This window comes from Microbacterium sp. WCS2018Hpa-23 (assembly GCF_031843845.1).
In the GTDB taxonomy this organism is placed as follows: Bacteria; Actinomycetota; Actinomycetes; order Actinomycetales; family Microbacteriaceae; genus Microbacterium.
Map to the genome: position 1 here is coordinate 14,661 of NZ_JAVTIZ010000004.1, position 14,757 is coordinate 29,417.

At 68.6% G+C, this 14,757-nt stretch carries 17 protein-coding genes; 5 read left to right on the plus strand and 12 right to left on the minus strand.

What is annotated here, in order from left to right; all coding sequences use genetic code 11:
* Positions 1-3 precede the first annotated feature (3 nt).
* From RQG77_RS07485 to RQG77_RS07495, 3 genes are read right to left on the minus strand one after another with little or no spacing between them, the layout of a single operon-like run.
* Positions 4-1,698, minus strand: coding sequence for a bifunctional 3'-5' exonuclease/DNA polymerase (locus tag RQG77_RS07485; RefSeq protein WP_311244179.1), 1,695 nt, complete (start codon positions 1,696-1,698; stop codon positions 4-6).
* Positions 1,699-1,723: 25 nt separating this feature from the next.
* The gene (locus RQG77_RS07490) at positions 1,724-2,455 is read right to left on the minus strand and encodes a C4-type zinc ribbon domain-containing protein (RefSeq protein WP_311244180.1); all 732 of its coding nucleotides are present in this window, start codon (positions 2,453-2,455) and stop codon (positions 1,724-1,726) included.
* Between the two features lie 34 nt (positions 2,456-2,489).
* Positions 2,490-2,915 carry a YchJ family metal-binding protein gene (locus RQG77_RS07495; RefSeq protein WP_311244181.1) on the minus strand — a complete coding sequence of 142 codons (426 nt, stop codon included), beginning with the start codon at positions 2,913-2,915 and terminating at the stop codon, positions 2,490-2,492.
* A gap of 22 nt (positions 2,916-2,937) precedes the next feature.
* Here RQG77_RS07495 and RQG77_RS07500 point away from each other — a divergent pair, with 22 nt between their 5' ends.
* Both RQG77_RS07500 and RQG77_RS07505 read left to right on the plus strand, forming a co-directional pair.
* The gene (locus tag RQG77_RS07500) at positions 2,938-3,777 is read left to right on the plus strand and encodes an aldo/keto reductase (protein ID WP_311244182.1); all 840 of its coding nucleotides are present in this window, start codon (positions 2,938-2,940) and stop codon (positions 3,775-3,777) included.
* Between the two features lie 27 nt (positions 3,778-3,804).
* Complete coding sequence (locus RQG77_RS07505; protein ID WP_311244183.1) at positions 3,805-4,740, plus strand: methyltransferase; 936 nt, start codon at positions 3,805-3,807, stop codon at positions 4,738-4,740.
* Here RQG77_RS07505 and RQG77_RS07510 read toward each other — a convergent pair.
* Positions 4,712-5,548, minus strand: a complete 837-nt coding sequence (locus RQG77_RS07510) for a helix-turn-helix transcriptional regulator (protein ID WP_311244184.1) — start codon at positions 5,546-5,548, stop codon at positions 4,712-4,714. The genes RQG77_RS07505 and RQG77_RS07510 overlap by 29 nt on opposite strands.
* Positions 5,549-5,648: 100 nt before the next feature.
* On the opposite strand from RQG77_RS07510, the gene RQG77_RS07515 reads away from it, so the two are divergent.
* The gene (locus RQG77_RS07515; protein ID WP_311244185.1) at positions 5,649-6,413 is read left to right on the plus strand and encodes an SDR family NAD(P)-dependent oxidoreductase; all 765 of its coding nucleotides are present in this window, start codon (positions 5,649-5,651) and stop codon (positions 6,411-6,413) included.
* 27 nt (positions 6,414-6,440) lie between these two features.
* On the opposite strand, the gene RQG77_RS07520 is transcribed toward RQG77_RS07515, so the two are convergent.
* On the minus strand, positions 6,441-7,331 hold the full coding sequence (locus RQG77_RS07520; protein ID WP_311244186.1) for a TIGR01777 family oxidoreductase: 891 nt from the start codon (positions 7,329-7,331) through the stop codon (positions 6,441-6,443).
* A 115-nt stretch (positions 7,332-7,446) separates the two neighbouring features.
* Between RQG77_RS07520 and RQG77_RS07525 the strand changes: the two genes are divergently transcribed.
* The gene (locus RQG77_RS07525) at positions 7,447-8,280 is read left to right on the plus strand and encodes a zinc-ribbon domain-containing protein (protein WP_311244187.1); all 834 of its coding nucleotides are present in this window, start codon (positions 7,447-7,449) and stop codon (positions 8,278-8,280) included.
* 10 nt (positions 8,281-8,290) lie between these two features.
* Here the strand turns inward: RQG77_RS07525 and RQG77_RS07530 are convergent, their stop codons facing one another.
* The gene (locus RQG77_RS07530; RefSeq protein WP_311244188.1) at positions 8,291-8,671 is read right to left on the minus strand and encodes a hypothetical protein; all 381 of its coding nucleotides are present in this window, start codon (positions 8,669-8,671) and stop codon (positions 8,291-8,293) included.
* 130 nt (positions 8,672-8,801) lie between these two features.
* Here RQG77_RS07530 and RQG77_RS07535 point away from each other — a divergent pair, with 130 nt between their 5' ends.
* Positions 8,802-9,890: an AAA family ATPase gene (locus tag RQG77_RS07535; RefSeq protein WP_311244189.1), complete on the plus strand. Its 1,089-nt coding sequence runs from the start codon at positions 8,802-8,804 to the stop codon at positions 9,888-9,890.
* Between the two features lie 45 nt (positions 9,891-9,935).
* Here the strand turns inward: RQG77_RS07535 and RQG77_RS07540 are convergent, their stop codons facing one another.
* The 6 genes from RQG77_RS07540 to flgK form a co-directional block, all read right to left on the minus strand.
* Positions 9,936-10,733, minus strand: a complete 798-nt coding sequence (locus tag RQG77_RS07540) for a sigma-70 family RNA polymerase sigma factor (protein WP_311244190.1) — start codon at positions 10,731-10,733, stop codon at positions 9,936-9,938.
* 177 nt (positions 10,734-10,910) lie between these two features.
* Positions 10,911-11,225 carry an HU family DNA-binding protein gene (locus tag RQG77_RS07545; RefSeq protein WP_056307433.1) on the minus strand — a complete coding sequence of 105 codons (315 nt, stop codon included), beginning with the start codon at positions 11,223-11,225 and terminating at the stop codon, positions 10,911-10,913.
* A gap of 219 nt (positions 11,226-11,444) precedes the next feature.
* Positions 11,445-11,981, minus strand: coding sequence for a hypothetical protein (locus RQG77_RS07550; RefSeq protein ID WP_311244191.1), 537 nt, complete (start codon positions 11,979-11,981; stop codon positions 11,445-11,447).
* 71 nt (positions 11,982-12,052) lie between these two features.
* Entirely contained in the window at positions 12,053-12,448 is a 396-nt protein-coding gene (locus RQG77_RS07555) for a flagellar assembly protein FliW (protein ID WP_311244192.1), read from the minus strand.
* Positions 12,445-13,332: a flagellar hook-associated protein FlgL gene (gene flgL / locus RQG77_RS07560; RefSeq protein ID WP_311244193.1), complete on the minus strand. Its 888-nt coding sequence runs from the start codon at positions 13,330-13,332 to the stop codon at positions 12,445-12,447. Before flgL ends, RQG77_RS07555 begins: the two co-directional genes overlap by 4 nt.
* A 17-nt stretch (positions 13,333-13,349) precedes the next feature.
* Complete coding sequence (gene flgK, locus RQG77_RS07565; protein ID WP_311244194.1) at positions 13,350-14,756, minus strand: flagellar hook-associated protein FlgK; 1,407 nt, start codon at positions 14,754-14,756, stop codon at positions 13,350-13,352.
* Position 14,757: the final 1 nt, after the last annotated feature.

Genomic DNA, 14,757 nt, shown 5'->3' on the forward strand with positions numbered 1-14,757 from the left:
TGACTACTTCTCGGCCGACTCCGCGATGCGGAGGTCGAGCGGCACATCGATCGGGAAGCCGCCGAAGAGCCGTCGGGTGGCGACCGCTGCGGCCTCGCGCACGGCATCCGCCGCCGCCTCCGCCTGATCGGCCGGAACGTGCAGGATCACCTCGTCGTGCAGGAAGAAGGCGAGGTGCGCGCGGGAGCGGAAGACTCCGGATGCCGTCGCCGGCCGTTCCGCATCGGGCAGCGCCTGCAAGCGGTGTCTGATCTCGGCCAGCCAGATCAGCGACCACTCGGCAGCCGTCCCCTGCACCACGAAGTTGCGGGTGAACCGGCCCCAGTCCCTCGCTCGTCGTCGCGCGATAGCGACGTCTGCGGGATCGGCGTCGGCATCGGTCGCCCGCGCCTGCATTGCCTCCCACTCGGTGGAGGGACGAGGCGAAGAGCGTCCGAGCCAGGTCGAGACGACTCCGCCGTCCTCTCCGAAACGTGCAGCCTTGTCGACGAGGGCCATGGCCCGCGGATAGACCTTGCGCAACCGAGGAACGAGGCGGCCGCTGTCGCCGGTGGTCGCTCCGTACATCGCGCCGAGCACGGCGTACTTCGCCTCTTCGCGGGTGGCGACGGCCCCGGATTCCACGACGCCGGCATACAGATCCTTGCCCTGCGCGGCCTTCGCCATAGCCCGATCGCCGGCCATGCCCGCGAGCATCCGCGGTTCCAGCTGCGCGACATCGGCGACGACGAGCGTCCAGCCCTCGTCCGCCCGCACAGCCGCGCGGAGGTTGCGCGGCAGCTGGAGCGCACCGCCGCCGGCAGACGCCCAGCGCCCGGTCACGACGCCCCCGGTGATGTAGATCGGCCGGAAGCGGCCCTCATGCACCCACTCCGCGAGCCAGGCCCACCCGTTGGCGCTGAGGAGGCGCGACAGCTTCTTGTACGCCAGCAGCGGCTCGACGACCGCGTGGCTGTGCTGGGCGAGCTCCCATCGGCCCGTGGACTCGACCTGCACGCCCACCCTGTGCAGTGCGCGGAGGAGCTTGGGCTGGCTCTCGAGGTTCAAGGTCGGGTCGCTGAGGATCGCACGTACACGCTCTCCCTGCGCCACCATCCGGCTGGGCAGGCCCCCTGCGGCAGGGCGCGTGCCGAGGATCTCGGTGAGGATCTCGTCGTGCGCCGCCTCGTTCCACGGCAGACCCGCGGCGCGCATCTCCTCGGCGATCAGCCCGCCCGCAGACTCTGCCGAGGCGAGCAGCGTCAGACGCCCGTCCTTGCCGTCACGGAGCACGCGGCGCTGCTCTCGATACTGATCGAGCGCGTCGCCCACGTGGTCGCCGGACTCGCTCTCCTCGACGACGTCGAAAAGAGCCGGCGCTTCATCGACGGACTCACGACGTACCCACGACGAGGAGGGTGCGAGCGGCCTCGCCACCTTGTCGGTGTCGCGGAGGATGGCATGGCAGAGCAGCAGGTCGTGCGAGCGGCCGAGGATCACGCCCGCATCGAGCAGCCTGGGATAGATGTCTCTCGCGCTGCGGATCACCCAGCGTGGCGCGTCGGTCGCCTCCTGCTCGGACACCCACGCCGGCATCTCTGCCGCCGAGAGCTCGACTCGTCCGACTTCCGAATCGTCGGCGGCGAGTTCCACCGCCGTGTACCCGCCGGCTCGGGCGAGCAACGCCACACGCCGTTCGGTGCTCTGCGGCGAGCTCACCGCCGTCGTGCGCGCGGCGCGGAGATCACAGCCCGGATTCCTCGGTGCGGACGAGGATGCAGCCGCACTCGGGACACGAGACCACGAGGTCGTCCGCCGCGTTGCGGATGTCGTTCAGGTCGGTGCCCGGAAGGAACATGCGGCAGCCCTCGCAGGTGCCGCGCGTGAGAAGAGCGGCACCCGCGCTGTTGGCGGCACGGCGCGTGTACTCGGCGAGCAGCGGTGCGGGGATCACCGCGGTCACGGCCTCACGGTCGCGCGTCAGCTGGGCGCCGAGCTCGGTCGCCGACGCGACGTCGGCTTTGGCCTGCGCGGTCAGCGCCGAGCCCTCGGCAGTGGTCGTCGCGAGCAGCGCCTGCTGGGCGGCGACCGCCGCATCGGCATCCTCGACGCGCCCCATCACATCGAGCTCGATGTCCTCGAGGTCGCTCTGGCGCTTCGTGAGGCTGGCGATCTCGTGCTCGAGCGCCTGCGCGTCCTTGGGGTTGGTCGCGACGGCGAGGCGGTCCACATCGCGTGCCCGACGCTGCTCGACGAGCTTCACATCGGACTCGAGCCGAGTCAGCTCGGTGCGCACGTCGTCGCGCGTGCCGGTCAGTGCGGTCAGCTCGCGGAGCTGCTCCTGGCGGATCGCGACGAGTTCGGTGATCCGAGCCGCCTGGGTGGGCGTGGTACGTGCGCGCTCCGCCTGCGCGATGCGCCGGTCCAGGTCGGCGACGTCGAGCAGGATGCGCTGGTGTTCTGGGCTGGCGTTCACGCTCTCAAATCTAGTCGCTGCGCAGTCGTGTGCATCACCCGACCTGCCCGTCGAGGTACAGCCACGATCGCCCCTCCCGCACGAAGCGGCTGCGCTCGCGCAGCGAACCGCGCTCCGCGCCTTCTTTGAAGAACGCCTCGAACTCGACGACGCCCTCACGGTCGAATGGACCGCCCGCGACGCGATCGACGATCACGAGCCGTTTCCAGACCAGGTCGTCGTCGAAGTCTATCGTCGCGGGACGTGTCGACCCATGCCAACTGGCGCGGAGATACGACGCATCGTGCAGTGCGAAGGCCGTGAATCGCGACCGCATCAGACGCTCAGCTGTCGGGGCGGGAGCCCCTGAGAGCAGTGGGCCGCAGCATCCGCCGAAGACATCGCCCGAACCGCACGGACACCGGCTCGAGTCACCGGGGACACCGCCGTCATCGACTGCCACGCTTCGCCCTCCCGTCATGCCACAAGCGTACGCTGGCGGCATGACGGCTCTTCCTCGATTCACCGCACACAACGGCTTCGCTCTTCCCGCCCTCGGCTTCGGCACCTACGCCCTCAACGGCGATGCGGGGGCAGACTCCGTGGCCACGGCGATCGGTGCGGGCTACCGCCTTCTCGACTCGGCCTTCAACTACGAGAACGAGGGATCCGTCGGCCGCGGGGTGCGCGCGGCCGACGTCGACCGTGCCGAGATCATCATCACGACGAAGCTCCCCGGTCGTCATCACCCGCGCGAGAAGGCCCGCGCCAGCATCGAGGAGAGCCGCTCGCGTCTCGGCGTCGACGCGATCGACCTGCACCTGATCCACTGGCCGAACCCGCACCAGGACGAATATGTGCAGGCCTGGGAGGCACTGGTCGAGGCACAGCAGCGCGGGACCGTCAGTCAGATCGGCGTGTCGAACTTCCTCCCCGAGCACCTGGAGCGCATCGAGCGCGAGACCGGCGTGCGCCCGGTCGTGAATCAGATCGAGGTCCACCCGTACTTCCCGCAGGACGAGCAGCTGGCGTATCACCGCGAGCATGGGATCATCACCGAGGCCTGGAGTCCGCTGGGACGAGCCAAGGAGCTGATCCAAGAGCGGGTGATCGGCGAGGTGGCCGCCGCGCACGGAATCTCCCCCGCACAGACCGTTCTGGCCTGGCATGTCGCCCGCGAGACCGTCGCGATCCCGAAGGCGTCGTCTCTCGAGCATCAGGCCTCGAACCTGGCTGCGGGCGAGATCGTGCTCTCCGCCGCCGAAGTCGAGGCGATCACCGCGCTCGGACGCCCCGACGGCCGCCTCTTCGACGCCGACCCGGCCACGCACGAGGAGTCGTGATCGGAACCCGCTCGTAGACTGGCAGCCATGCCCGTCATCGCAGGCATCCGCATCACTCCGGTGACGGCGCGGGTGTATTTCGCCCTCCAGGCTCTCGCGGGGGCACTCTGGTGGATCGCGGTCCCGCTGTCGGACGCGGTGCGTCGTGCCACGCTCGGAGACCTTCCGGTCGCACCCGTGGCGATGCTCGACATCCCGCTCTTCGTCATCGCGTCCGCCCTGGTCGCCGCCGGGTTCCGCTGGGCGCTCTGGGTTGTCGCACCCTGGACGGCGCTGGTGGCGGCGGCGATGTGCGTCTACGCCACGCTCACCTCGCTCGCCGGGTGGGGCGCCCTGCTGATGGTCGTCGCCGCCGGAGCGAGCATCGTGTCGGCGATCATCCTGCTCCTCGGCAGGGCTCCGGTGGAGTGGATGGTCATCGGCCCGCTCGCGTTCCGATCCGCCGATCGGGTCGGCACAGGGCGGCTGCTCGCCCGCACCAGCCTGCAGACGCTCTTCTTCTGGGGAACCTTCCTCCTGGTGATCCCCGTCGTCGTGTCTCTGATCGAGGCGCGCTGGATGCTCCGCATCGAGGTCCCCCTCGGCGTGCGGATCGCAGGGGGCGTGCTGCTCGTCTGCGCGACGGCACTCGGGATCTGGTCGGCCGTATCGATGTCGGTGAAAGGCGAGGGAACGCCGCTCCCCTCGCAGATGGCCCACCGACTCGTGATCACCGGCCCCTATCGCTACGTGCGCAACCCGATGGCCGTGGCCGGTATCGCCCAAGGGGTCGCTGTCGGCCTCCTGCTCGGGTCCTGGATGGTCGTCGCCTACTCGCTGTTCGGCTCGATCCTCTGGAACACGGTCGTCCGGCCGCTCGAGGAGGCCGATCTGGAGTCCCGCTTTGGGTCCGAGTTCGCCGCCTACCGCAACCGCGTGGCGTGCTGGGTGCCCGTCAGACCCGTTGCGTCCCGAGCACTCTGAGAAGCTCGAGCTTGCTCGCGGCGTCGCTGCCCGGGGCGGCGGTCAGCACGATGAGCGCCTGCGACTCGTCCTCGGTGAAGAGCGCCTGGCAGTCGACCTCGATCGGCCCGATCTCCGGGTGGATGAGCACCTTGTGGTCCTCGAAGCGCCTGCGCACCTCGTGCACGTCCCAGAGGTCGGCGAACTCGGCGCTGCGGGAGGAGAGCTCCCGGACGATGTCGCCCGCGCGCGATCGCTCGCCGAGCGCTCCATAGGCGGCCCGCAGCGAGGCGACGAGCACCCGGCTATGCCGCGGTTGATCCTCCTGCGGGTAGCGCCCGCGCTCGTTATCGGGGTGCGCGAACCACCGGTAGATCCCGCTGCGCTCGAGTCCCTCCAGCCCGCTCGAGTCGCCGAGCAGAGCACGCGCCGCATCGTTCTGGATGAGCACCTCATCGAGCACCGACACCACGAAGGCCGGTGTGTCGTCGAGGCGATCCAGCACGCGGAGCATGCCGGGGTGCACGTAGTCGGTGAACATCGTGCGGTCAGGCGCGCTGTGTCCGCAGATGCGATGCAGATAGTCGCGCTCATCCGGGGTGAGTCGCAGCGCCCTCGCCAGTGACGCGAGGATCTGCACACTCGGCTGCGGCCCTCGCTGCTGTTCGAGACGGGCGTAGTAGTCCGTCGACATCGCCGCGAGCTGCGCCACCTCTTCTCGACGGAGGCCCGGTGTGCGGCGTCGCGCTCCGGCGCCGAGGCCGACGTCCGACGGCTTCAGCTGCTCCCTGCGGCGCACGAGGAACTCTGCCAGTGCTTCTCTGTCCACCCCTCGAGTATCCCGTTCGCGCCGGCGGTGATCCAGGGATCGCGGATCCCTGGATGAGCGCTCTCTGGTGGGCCGATCCCGTCGGACGAAGAGTGGAGGCATGAACATCAGCGGAAACACCATCTTCATCCCCGGGGCGACCAGCGGCATCGGGCTCGCTCTCGCCCAGAAGTTCGTCGAGCGCGGCAACACGGTCATCGTCGGCGGACGCCGCACCGACCTGCTCGAACGGATCGCCGCCGAGAACCCCGCCATCGACACGGTCAGGATCGACACGGCGGATGCCGACAGCATCCGCGTGGCGGCGCAGACGGTGCTCGCCGACCACCCGACCCTCAACGTCGTCGTCACGATGGCGGGCATCATGCATGCCGAGGACTGGACGACGCCGGCCGGGTTCCTCGAGACCGCAGAGGCGACCGTCACCACCAATCTGCTCGGCCCGATCCGTCTGATCGCCGCATTCATCGAGCACCTGCGCACCGTTCCCGATGCGACGATCATGACGGTCTCGTCAGGCCTGGCCTTCGCGCCGCTGCGAGTGACGCCGACCTACAACGCCACGAAGGCAGCGATCCACATGCTCAGCGAGTCGCTGCGCCTGCAGCTCGAGGGCAGCACCGTGAAGGTGCTCGAGCTCGAGCCGCCGGCCGTGCGCACGTCTCTCATGCCCGGCCAGGAATCCAGCGACTTCGCGATGCCTCTCGATGACTTCGTCGACGAGGTCGTCGGGCTGATCGAGACGCGACCGGAGGCGACCGAGATCCAGGTCGAGAACGTGAAGTTCCTGCGCTACGGCGAAGCGCGGGGCGACTACGCCCAGGTAGTGGAGACACTCAACCGACGCGACCCGCACGGGCACTGATCCGGCCGGGCGGTCGACCTGGTGGCATCAGAGCGCCGCGTCGACCGCCTGCTGCGCAGTCGTGTGCGTGAACTCGAAACCCGATCTCTCGAGCGCCGTCGGTCGCACATCCGCATCCGACAGGAGCAGCGAGTCGGCGGCGGACCTGCTCAGCGCGAGACGGAGCGCGAAGCTGGGCGCGGGAATCCAGAACGGGCGACGCATCCTCTTCGCGAGCGCCCGACCGAAGTCGTTCGCCGACGCCCGCGTGGGACCGGTGAAGTTGACGGGGCCCTCGAGACGGGCGTCGATCACATGGCGGATGCCGCGCACCTCGTCATCGAGCGATATCCAGGGCCAGATCTGGGTGCCGGGGCCGATAGGACCGGCCACACCGAATCGGGTCAGTTGGATCAGCGGCTTGAGCACTCCCTGACGGTGGATGATCGGCGCGGTGCGCAGCAGTGCGACCCTGGTCTGCTCCCCCGCGCGCTGCGCCTCCTGCTCCCACCGGACGCAGAGCTGCGCGAGGAACGTGTCACCCGCGAGCGACTCCTCGGTCAGGGTCTCCCCCGGAGCCGAGCCGTAGTAGCCGACTGCGGATGCCGAGACGAACGCCGGTGCGTCATCTCGCAGCGTGCGCACGGCTGTCGCGAGTGTGCGGGTCGTCGTGAGGCGGGATTCGACGAGTTCGCGGCGGTACCGGCGCGTCCAGGGAAGTCGGCCGACGCTCGCGCCGCCGAGCGCGACGACGGCATCCGCCCCCGCCAGCACGTCCGGGTCGAGCTCGCGCTCGCCAGGGGACCACTCGACCTCGGAGGGCACACGCGGCGTCCGGCGGACGAGCGTCGCCACCTCCACGCCGTCGGCCCGGAGCGATGACGCGAGTGCTGTGCCGATCAGACCCGATGCACCGCTGATCACGATCCGCTGCGCCATGGCTGCTCCCTCTGTCCGTGTCCCGGCTCGTCCGTCTCACGGCGCGTCCGTCTCCGCGAGTCTGGCACGTCCGGTCCTTCCTCGCGATGTCGGCGGCTGCGGGTAGCGTCCTCGCGTGACCGATTCCGTGCAGTCGTGGTGGGCGAGACGCCAGTTCTCGCGCGGACGCGACGTGCCGTACGAGAAGGGCACCTACAGTGCCGCCTGGGCGGCATATCCCGAACTGATCCGCCAGTACCACCCCGAGCTCAACCATGGGATCGCACTGTCGCAGGTGCCGCTCGCAGCCGACGTACTGCTGTGCTGGGAGTGCCGGATGGGTCACCGCTTCGCAGCCACGCCGACCGAACAGCGCGAGCGCCCAGGACGCGTGCGCCGGCAGTCGTCATGGTGCCCGGAGTGCTCTGCTCTCGCCCGGCCGCAGCCGGTGGTCCTCGGAGAAGCGCGCGCGATCCCGAGACGACCCAAGCCGCCCACGACACTGTGCGCGAAGACGCCAGACCTCCCCGTCGGAGAGGCGTTCCTGAGCGTGTGCGCCCCGGCACCGGCGTCCGCCGCCGAGGCGAAGTTGCGCGCGGCGCTCGAGTCCCGGCTCCGCGTCACCACCGGCGTCAATGCTGTCAAGGTCGCCCGGCCGTTCTTCCGGCACACCGAGGTCTGGCCCGACATCCTCCTGCCCGAGCTGCGGGTCGCGATCGAGTACGACACGGTCGGCCGACACGGCCTCGAGCACGTCGGCACACGCCAGGACGCCGATCTGCGCAAGGATCGCGCTCTGCGAGCCGCCGGCTGGGAGGTCATCCGCATCCGCACGGGAAAGCTCGAACCGCTGGGGCCGCACGATCTGCAGATGCCGTCCGTCACGGCGCGCGGCGTGGATCGTGTGATCGACACCCTGCGTCACATCCGCGGGGCGCTGCTGGTGAACGCCTACCTGGTCGACGACTGACGATTACGCACTATGCGTCGTCGATCTCGTGCTCGATCTCATGCACGACCGCGTCCCACTCGGATCGCAGGAACCTCGCATCGCCCGCCGCGACGATCTGCGCGTTGTCGTTCGGCCCGACCTCCGGGCGCATCGTCAGGCCACCGACATCGAGACTGGGAATGCTCCGCCGGATGCACTCGATGCTGCCACGCACGAGCAGGTCGGCCGTCTGCTCCGGAGACGTCGCGGCACCGATGACAGCGTCGTCATGAGCGATAAGGATCGCCCTCCATGCGGGCTGGCGCGCATCGGGATCGAGCGTGTACTGCATGAGTCCCTGAGGCGCCGCCTCGACCATGACGACGATCGATCCGTCGACCGGCTGCTCCACACCTTCGTACCCACCCATGACGGCCCCCAGACCTCGGACGTCCCCACGCCCGCTATCCGCTCAGGGTACTGCGAAACTCTCTTCCCGCTCGCCTTACGGCGCGCAGATCTCGACCGATATGTACAACGGGGAGCGAAGGAGGAGGACCTTGACCAGCACCTACATCGAGACGGGTGGACACGTTCGCGTCTACGACGACGCCGTCCGCACACATCAGGTGTTCCCGCTCGGCACCTATCGGGTGCATTTCACCTCGAAAGAGGGCTTCAGCCTCATCAAGATCGACGACCTCACCGTCGGCACCGAGCGCATCTACGGCGGTCGCGACAGGAAGGTCGACAAGATCTTCCGCTCCTACGCGCTCACCGACCGCAGTCTGGGAGTGATGCTGTCGGGCGACAAGGGCATCGGCAAGACTCTCTTCCTGCGCATGGTCGCCGAAGAGGCCCGCGAGCAGTGCCTTCCTGTGGTGATCGTCTCGGAGGACAATGACGGCATCGTCGAGTTCCTCGACACGCTCGACGAGTGCCTGATCATCTTCGACGAGTTCGAGAAGATCTTCCCCGCCGGCCGTCGCAGCGGCGGAGACGGGAGCAACAGGCAGAACCAGTTCCTGTCGCTGTTCGACGGGCTGTCGTCCGTGAAACGCATTTACTGCCTCACGGTGAACGACATCGCCGACGTCAGCACCTACATCGTAAACCGGCCAGGTCGATTCCACTATCACATGCGTTTCGAGTACCCGGGGCCCGACGAGGTCAGGCAGTACCTGATCGACCAGGCGCCGAACGCCGACCCGGACGAGATCGAGAACGTGGCGCTGTTCTCGCGCCGAGCGCGACTGAACTACGACCACCTCCGCGCCATCGCGTTCGAGCTCGAGCAGCCCGACACGCTCTTCTCCGAGATCGTCGAAGACCTGAACATCAAGTCCGTCGAGCCCAGCACCTACCGCATCGAGGCCCGATTCCCCGACGGCAAGGTCTGGTCCGAGGAGGTCGAGATGAACCTCTTCGAGCGCGGCGACGTCGGCCGGACCTATGAGCTGCGCAACTCGACGCGCTCGATCTTCGCTTCGTTCGTCCCGAAGGATCTCATCTTCGAGCCGGACGGCGGTATCTTCGTGCCGATCCACAAGCTCGATCTGCTCGACGACGAAGACGAAGAGCCTGAGGTCTACCCCACCACTGTGAGTCTGATCCTGGTCGGGCAGGCCAGCTACGGCTTCGGCCTCTGAACGGAGATCGAAGGGCGGATCCAGAGGTCCGCGCGGCGTGCGCGGTCAGGCGCCGACGGCGTGCGACAGGATCGCCCGCGTGAAACGCTGACCTCCGGTCGCGAGCCGCTCGAAATACGCCTCGAGAGCGGATGCGGAGGAGCGCGACGTCGGCGCCGTCTCGCCGAGGGGCGCGTCGGCGTAGTGCCGGTCGAGGGCATCGCGGAGCATCCGCACCGCCTCGGCGCGCTGCTGCGACACGGCCGCGTGCGAGACGCCGAACTCGTCCGCCAGCTCCTTCACGCTGCGGTCCTCGAAGTAGATCGCGCGGATGATCTCGCGCTTGCGCTCCGGGAGCGCATCGACGGCTCGGCGCAGGAACTCGTCCCGCTCGGACGCGATCGCCTGCTCCTCGGGGAGATAGCCGGTCCAGACGATCTCGGGCGCGTCGGGGGCGTCGAGGCTCAGGAGCATGCGCTCGGCATCGGCCAGCCCCTCCCGCACAGACCCCGTGTCCACGCCCATGGCCGCCGCTATCTCGACGACGGTGGGCGTCCGCCCGAAAGCCGCCGACAGCGTCTGGCGCACCTTCGTCGTCTCCTTCGCCCGTACGCGGATGTCGCGCGGGGCCCAATCCATCGACCGCAGCTCATCTTTCAGCGCCCAGTTGATGCGCCCGCGTGCGAAAGCGCCGAACGGCACGCCGAGAGTCGCGTCGAACTTCTCCGCCGCGCGGACGAGTGCGAACGCACCTGCCGAGGCCAGGTCATCGCGGGAGACCTGTGTGAGGCGGGACGCCACATATGCTGTCGCCGCACCGACGATGTGCAGGTGCTCGACCACGAGCTGGTTCCGTGCGCGCATCGGCATCGAATTCCGTCTCTTCCACTGTAAGTGCAAGCCCTCCCCAGCGACTCACAGCGAGGCCCCTCCCCAGCGGCCAGAACTACATTCAACTACATGCTAGGGGCGCAACGGGCAAGAAAGATCCCCGAAGGTCGAAACCTTCGGGGATTCTCGTTTACGTTCAGATAACGATGGCTAGTCGTTCACCTTCACGCGTCGGTTCACCTCACGCGTCGCGGAGAACTTCAACACCGTGTAGTCGTTGACCTCGGCGTCTCCCTCATCCTTCGCGAACTGCACGCGATGTCCCTTGTGCGTCTGCGGGTAGAACTTGCCGAAGTTGGTGAGAGTCACCGTGTTCCCCCGGCCGACCAGGTCGAGCAGCTCGTCGATCATCGCGTTGTAGGCCGTCTGCGCGGCCGGGACCGAGATGCCCCCTCGTCGTGCGAATCGCTGCACGAACTCGCGCTTGCTCACCCTGTTCGTCTCGAGCGTCCTTGATGTGCTCATGTCGTCTTCCGTCCCATGGAATGTCGCCCGTCACCGGGCTTCTCTGCGCTGTACCCCTACCAGCCGCATCCGCAGCGCGCGCAGGCTTCCCCTCTCCTGCGACGACGCCGGGATCTGCCAGTACCCCAGCCTGTGCTCCCAGAGCCTAGAGGCTCTTCCTTGGTATATGCGGTGAATCTCGGTTTTCTTTGCTTTCAGAAGACCACCGCACTCCCTCGGCTATACGTGCGAGAGGACACCGCCCGCCGACTCACTCACGAGGGCGCGCGCGGCATCGCGCGCTCTCCGCGCCGCAGCCACCGAGTCGGTGATCTGCGCGCGGATGTCGCGACCGTCCGCGTCCTCGCCGACAGACAGCTCGGTGGGCGCCAGAGTCTTCGTGTTCACGACGACCTCTCCGCTGTTGATGAGCAGGTCCGCTCTCACGCCGAAGGCTCTGCCGACCACCCTCCCCGACGCGTCGGTCAGATCGGCGACGTTGTCGGCAGCCGTCTGTTCGATGGACGCCAGTTGCAGCGGCGTATACCGTGCCGAGTTCGCGAAGACCGTCGACGACCTCGTGCCCTTCTTCGACACGAGCGCGAGACTCGACTGCCCCGGTGCCCTGCGATCGCCCGGGTGCACCCGAGCGTCGAGGTAGTGCGCGGTGATCACGCCCTCGGCGTCGGACGCGACGCGGTCGTGAAAGGCCATCACCACGAGGTTCACCGCCTGAGTCGCCCCGGCGCCATGGATCTTCGATCGCAGATCGACCACGTCATCTCTCCTGTGCGTTCTGGTCGGCGGCTCGTCGCGGCACGCCGATCACTGGGTGTTCGCGCTGGGACTCAGTCGCCGAGGAGCGCGCGGATCGGGTACGCCTGGTCATCCAGGATGACCTGCGCGGCCTGCCCCGTCTCGCCGTGCACGAGAACCGGGGCTCGGAGATTGATGTACACGCCGTCGTCGGCGGGATTCGCCACCACGAACACGCGGATCTCCGAGTCGTCGGCGGCGCCGAGCTCGGACAGCACAACGGCGGGCAGAGCCGGGGCGTACCCGTAGTCGCCCGAGAGCGGATCGAGGAGGAAGAGGCGCACGTCTGCATCCGCGGCGCGCAGCGTATACAGCCCCTCCGCGCCGGCGATCTGCTCGAGTGCGAACGACGTGTACGGGCTCAGGCCTGGCATCGGCGTGGTGAACTCGACGGCGAATCCCGTCGTGTCGGCGGTCGTCGCGGTCATCGGATGAACTCCAGGAGGTTGGTCTGCAGAGATTTCGCGGTCACCTGCAGAGCGGATTGGAAGACGAGCTCGGCCGACTGCAGCCGCACGAGCACCTCGAGGCTGTCCACGTTCTCGACCTCGGCGCGGCGCGCTTCGAGATCGATCGATGTCGACAGGTTCTGAGACGAAGCCCGCTCGAGCTGCACCTGGCGCGCGCCGGTCGCACCCCTGGCCGCGATGACGTCCTTCAGACGTCCGTCGATGTCGGCCAGGCGAGCACTGACCTCCCCACCGCCGCGCAGCTCCGCGGCGATGTCGTTGAGCAGCGCGAACGCGCTGTTCGCGCCGTCGCCGAAGGCCTGCGAGCCGTCGAAGTCGACGCGGACCGTCTCGTTGTCACTGATGCGGCGCTGCACTCCGGTTCCCGGGCTGCCGTTGAAGGTGAAGGTCCCCGGGTCGAATGCCGCGCCTGAATCACTGGTGCCGGCGAAGACACTGCGACCGAGGACGGTGGTGTTCGCCTTCGCCAGCAGCTCGGCGCTGATCGACTCCAGCTCCTGGGCGATGGACTCGCGGGCCGTGGGGCTGAGCGCACCCGAGTTCGCGCCCTGCGCGGTGAGGTCCCTGGCGCGGTTGAGCAGGTCGACGCTCGCCCCGAGAGCGGTGTCGACCGTGGTCACCCATGCCATCCCGTCGCTGAGGTTGCGCGCGAACTGCGCGACGCGGGACTGGTCGCCGTGCACGCCGAGCGCCGTCGCGGCCGCGGCCGGATCCTCGCTCGGCGAGCGGAAGGCGCGCTGCGAGGCGGCCTGGTTCTGCAGCCGCTCGCGATCCGCGAGGTTCGTCTGCAGCGTCCGCAGCGACTGCTGCGTCATGGTGTTGCTCGTGATGCGACCGATCATGATGGCTCTCCCCAGAGTCAGCGGCCGACGAGGCCGGTGCGGTTGATCAGAAGGTCCAGGGCCTCGTCCACGGCCGTCAGCACGCGAGCCGCCGCCTGGTAGGCGGTCTGGTAGGTCAGGAGGTTGATCGTCTCCTCGTCGCCGTCCACCGAGGCGTTCGACTGCTGGGCGGTGACTGCGGCCACGGCCCCCATGTCGGCGATGTCGGCGCGCTGCACGTCACCGGCGACCGCGACCGCGAAGCCCGTGACGAAGCTCGACCACGTCTTGCTCGGTCCCGTCGCCGATGCACCCAGAGCACTGATGCGATCGGCGATCGTGGTGTCCTTGGCGCCCGCGCCGGGTGCGGCGAGAGCGAGGTCGTCGAGGCCTGCGGGAACAACGCTCAGCCCCAGGGCTGCGGGTCCGGTGCCGCTCATCGAGAAGAAGTCGCCACCTGCGGCACCCGACGGGGTGACACCTGTGCGGTGGACGTCGTTCACGGCTGTCGCGAGAGCGGTCGCGGTCTCGTTGTACGCGGCGGCGACGCCGGCCAGGGTCCCGCCGTCGGCGACAGGCGCCAGCGCGCTGATGGTGCCGCCGACCAGCCCGCCGGTGATCGTCACCGGCAGTTCGGGGCGATTCGCCCACGCGACACTGATGCGGCCGGCGTCCGCGATGTCCCGCGGCCCGCTCGCGACGAGGGCACGGCTGCTGTCGGCGGTGACGAGCGCGTTCCCGTCGACACGGAGCGTGAGGGTCCCGTCGGCTTCGACGTTGCCCTTGGCTCCGACCGCGGTCGACAGCTGCTGGGCGAGGACGTTGCGCTGATCGATCAGCTCGTTGGCGTTGCGGCCAGACTGCAGCGCGTCTCGGATCTGCCCGTTGAGGGTGGCCACCTGCCCCGCCATGGCGTTGACGTCGGCGATCTGACTGTCGACCTGACCACGGAGGTCGGCCCACTGCCCCGCGATCGACTGGTACCCGGCCGCGATCTGCCCGATCAGCACGTTCGCGTTGGTGAGCACGACCTGCGCGGCCGCCGAATCCGGGGTGTTGGCGAGATCGGACCAGCCCGCCCAGAACCGGTTCAGGTTCGCGGCGAGACCGTCTTTCGTGGGTTCGGCCATCACGGCCTCCGCCTGGCCGGCAGCCGTCGCCCGCGCCGCCCAGAAGCCGGAGGTCGAGAGCGCGTCGCGCACTCGGGCATCGAGGATGTCATCGCCGAGCCGGGCGATGCCGGTGACGCTCACACCGCCGCCGATGCCGAGTCCGGACGGCCACAGTCCGGTCTGACCGGGAGCCGAGATCGGAACCTGGTCGACCCGCTGACGGGTGTAGCCGGGGGTGGTCTGGTTGGCGATGTTCTGCCCGGTGACGGTCATCCCCGCGCGGGCGGCGGAGAGAGCGGATTCGGCGAGACGGAGACCTGCGAACGAAGACATG

What these genes read in the sequence shown, in the direction of transcription:
- RQG77_RS07495 (WP_311244181.1), bottom strand. Translation starts at nt 2,915, where the DNA reads ATGACGGGAGGGCGAAGCGTGGCAGTCGATGACGGCGGTGTCCCCGGT.
- RQG77_RS07500 (WP_311244182.1), top strand. Translation starts at nt 2,938, where the DNA reads ATGACGGCTCTTCCTCGATTCACCGCACACAACGGCTTCGCTCTTCCC.
- RQG77_RS07505 (WP_311244183.1), top strand. Translation starts at nt 3,805, where the DNA reads ATGCCCGTCATCGCAGGCATCCGCATCACTCCGGTGACGGCGCGGGTG.
- RQG77_RS07515 (WP_311244185.1), top strand. Translation starts at nt 5,649, where the DNA reads ATGAACATCAGCGGAAACACCATCTTCATCCCCGGGGCGACCAGCGGC.
- RQG77_RS07520 (WP_311244186.1), bottom strand. Translation starts at nt 7,331, where the DNA reads ATGGCGCAGCGGATCGTGATCAGCGGTGCATCGGGTCTGATCGGCACA.
- RQG77_RS07530 (WP_311244188.1), bottom strand. Translation starts at nt 8,671, where the DNA reads ATGGGTGGGTACGAAGGTGTGGAGCAGCCGGTCGACGGATCGATCGTC.
- RQG77_RS07540 (WP_311244190.1), bottom strand. Translation starts at nt 10,733, where the DNA reads ATGCGCGCACGGAACCAGCTCGTGGTCGAGCACCTGCACATCGTCGGT.
- RQG77_RS07545 (WP_056307433.1), bottom strand. Translation starts at nt 11,225, where the DNA reads ATGAGCACATCAAGGACGCTCGAGACGAACAGGGTGAGCAAGCGCGAG.
- RQG77_RS07555 (WP_311244192.1), bottom strand. Translation starts at nt 12,448, where the DNA reads ATGACCGCGACGACCGCCGACACGACGGGATTCGCCGTCGAGTTCACC.
- flgL (WP_311244193.1), bottom strand. Translation starts at nt 13,332, where the DNA reads ATGATCGGTCGCATCACGAGCAACACCATGACGCAGCAGTCGCTGCGG.
- flgK (WP_311244194.1), bottom strand. Translation starts at nt 14,756, where the DNA reads ATGTCTTCGTTCGCAGGTCTCCGTCTCGCCGAATCCGCTCTCTCCGCC.